The 2,482-nt window shown below is 66.1% G+C and carries 3 protein-coding genes; 2 read left to right on the top strand and 1 reads right to left on the bottom strand.

Going from position 1 to position 2,482, the window contains the following annotated elements:
- Positions 1 to 220 (top strand): hypothetical protein (locus tag VJT49_RS09240; protein ID WP_324164323.1); only part of this gene is annotated, 220 nt, incomplete at its 5' end.
- 131 nt (positions 221 to 351) lie between these two features.
- The gene (locus tag VJT49_RS09245; protein ID WP_324164324.1) at positions 352 to 852 is read left to right on the top strand and encodes a polyketide cyclase; all 501 of its coding nucleotides are present in this window, start codon (positions 352 to 354) and stop codon (positions 850 to 852) included.
- Positions 853 to 1,138: 286 nt separating this feature from the next.
- Here the strand turns inward: VJT49_RS09245 and VJT49_RS09250 are convergent, their stop codons facing one another.
- On the bottom strand, positions 1,139 to 2,236 hold the full coding sequence (locus tag VJT49_RS09250; protein ID WP_324164325.1) for an IS110 family transposase: 1,098 nt from the start codon (positions 2,234 to 2,236) through the stop codon (positions 1,139 to 1,141).
- Positions 2,237 to 2,482 lie beyond the last annotated feature (246 nt).

Consider the following 2,482-nt stretch of genomic DNA (forward strand, 5'->3'; position numbering starts at 1 on the left):
AATCGCGTGGACGGTGCTGGCCTTGCCGCAAGCTCGCACGTTGGTGTTGGCCGGAGGCGGAGCCATGATCGTGTACAGCTTTGTCACCCGGCCGAAAAGACGTAAACCTCTTTACCGAGGTCAACGCTCCCAAAGCGCGCCAAGTCGCCGCAGCGCTGCGCCGGCACTCGAAGACCCGAGCTGGCTCAAATTAGTGCGCAGCGGGATCGCGTCAGGGTAGCGGTGGCACGGGTGCGCGTTGCGCGCACACGACCGATGAGTTCCGCCTCGCCGCGTGGTCTGCATGTTGGGAATGTTCCCCTTCGGCGCCTGCGGGAGGCCCGAGATGAGATGACAAGGAGCGTGCACACCATGGCCGAGGAGAACGTAAGCGCCACCCTGACTGTCGCCGTGCCCGCTGCGAGAGTGTTCGCGGTGCTGGCGGACCCGACGACCCACTCTGCGATCGACGGCACCGGCTGGGTTCAGGACGCTGTCGACCGGGCGCCGCTGACCGAGGTGGGGCAGATTTTCCGGGTAGCCATGTATCACGCCAACCATCCAAACGGTGACTACCAGATAGCCAACAAGGTCGCGGTGTTCGACCCGCCGCAGGCCATTGGCTGGCTGCCGGGGCAGGACAAGGGTGACGGTCAGTTGGAGTTCGGCGGCTGGATCTGGCGTTACGACCTGGCGCCGCTTGGTCCGTCCGACACTGAGGTCACGCTGACCTACGACTGGTCGGCGGTGCCGCAGTTCATCCGGGAGTACATCCAGTTCCCGCCGTTCGGCCCTGAGCATCTCACCAACTCGCTGCACCACCTGGCCGAGCTCGCCGCACCGACGTCCCGGGCCTGGACGCCCGGCGGCTGACCGGGTAAGCCGCGCGGTAAGGTTTCTGTTGCCAGTTCCTTTGCGATGAAGACCGCCTCGGCGTGGGTGCCCGCGAAAGTGCGTCCCCTTTTCGAAGCACCGGCCTGGAACAACACCCGCGTACGCTGTGGCGAAGGCTCGCACAGAAAGGTCCCGGCACTTCGCAGATAGGGCCCTTGTGGTCGATGCGGTGAACCTTGGCAGGGTCGGTGAAGACATTATTCGTGGCGTCCCGTATCACTGCGTCCTCAGCCCCCGATGATCCCCGTAGATGCCCCTATGGATGTCAAGCGGCGGCGGGTTCTGATTGGCCGCTCGACGTGGGTGCCGGATCGGTGATCAAGTAGTAGATCTCCCGCGCGATGTAGCGCTTGAGGCAGCGGATGGCCTCGCGACGGGTCTTGCCTTCGGTGGTGCGTCGCTCGAGGTAGTCGCGGCTGCGCTGGTCCCAGCGCAGGCGGGAAAGTGTGATGCGGTAAAGCGCGGCGTTGGCCTGGCGGTCACCGCCGCGGTTGAGTCGCAGTCGATGTGTCTTGCCCGACGATGCCTCCACTGGGCTGACGCCGCAGAGGGCCGCGAAGGACGCCTCGCTGTGCAGGCGTTCCGGGTTGTCCCCGGCCGTGATGAGCAGGGCTGCCGCGCTGTCGGGGCCGATTCCGGGACGGTCCAGCAGTGCTGGGGTATGCGCGGCGACAGCATCTGTGATCCGGTGCTCCAGATCGCGGATCTCGCCGGACAACTCGCGAATCCGGCCGGCCAGCAACCGAAGCGTGTAGACCGCGGCGCTGGTGACGTCACTGGGCTTGGTGGGCGGAAGTTCCGCGCAGCGACGGAAAAGTATGGGATTGCTCAGGCCAGTCAATTCCTCCCGTAGTGCTGGGTCGGCAGCGATGAGCACGGCCTTGAGCTGATTGATCGTCTGCGTCCGGGCCTTGATAGCGGATGCCTTGGCCAGCTTGAACATTCGAAGCATTTCTACCGGTCCGTCACCGGTCTTCATGCGGCCGGTCGCCCGTCCAGTCAGGACGGCGCGAGCGGCTGTCTCCGCGTCGATAGCGTCGGTCTTGCCGCGTCGACGACGAGTGGCCTTGTCCGGCTGGTTGACCTCGATCACCTGCACGCCTTCCGCGCACAAGTGCCGAGCCAGTGCCGCACCGTAGGAGCCGGTGCACTCCACCCCGGCCCGCTGCAGCGGGCCGAACGTTCGTGCCCACGTCAGCAGTTGCTCGTAGCCGGCCCGGGTCGTAGCGAACGCGCGGCTGCCCAGCAGGGCACCCAGGGTCGTGATCACCGCCGCGACATGCAGATCCTTGTGCGTGTCCACGCCGAGAACGACCTCACCGGCGGCGGCGTCATCTTGGCTGGGCAGGGTGGGATGAGGCATGCTGGGCACAGTCGTCTGGCTCCTGACCTAACTCGGGAACGGATGGCCGTCGCCGGGCCGGCGGAGGCGGTCAGAACTGTGATGGTGCCCTGTTCACGGCAAGGCCCCTATCGGGACACGCCCCGCCGGTCCGGCGGCTGCAAGCACCGTCCCAGGCTGGGGCCGACAGATCTACGGAAAAGCACCACGGCCGGTTGTCGCACGGGTCAGACCACAGCCCGGGACGGCACCTGATCATCCTCACAG

The sequence above is a fragment of the Amycolatopsis sp. genome, assembly GCF_035276945.1.
Taxonomy (GTDB): domain Bacteria; phylum Actinomycetota; class Actinomycetes; order Mycobacteriales; family Pseudonocardiaceae; genus Amycolatopsis_E.